A 293-nucleotide genomic window follows, 5' to 3' on the forward strand; every position below is an offset into this window, starting at 1 on the left:
CTCGTCCTGCCTTCAGTGTGCCTATAACATACAAAACAGCGGTTCAAATAGTGAACCAAATGGGAACGGTTAAGCGCCCCGGAATTTTGCGCGCCAGGGAGAGTTCAGCGCCGTGACGGCCGCCAGCAAGATTGCTTCGCACCCCGCAACGATCGACGGCCTGCTCGACCGCGAGCAGGCGCGGTTCCTCGCCACGCATCCGCGCTCGGCGGCGGCATGGGAGGAGGGCAGGACACATTACCTCTATGGCGGACCGTCGCACTGGATGCGCCGCTGGGCCGGCGGCTTCCCGG

General features: G+C 64.2%; 1 pseudogene. It reads left to right on the top strand.

Going from position 1 to position 293, the window contains the following annotated elements:
- Nucleotides 1-112: 112 nt before the first annotated feature.
- Nucleotides 113-293 (top strand): annotated as a pseudogene (locus EN786_RS37150) (aspartate aminotransferase family protein); the annotation flags it as partial.

Origin of the sequence: Mesorhizobium sp. M4B.F.Ca.ET.143.01.1.1 (assembly GCF_004792275.1) — a bacterium.
Classification (GTDB): Bacteria; Pseudomonadota; Alphaproteobacteria; order Rhizobiales; family Rhizobiaceae; genus Mesorhizobium; species Mesorhizobium abyssinicae.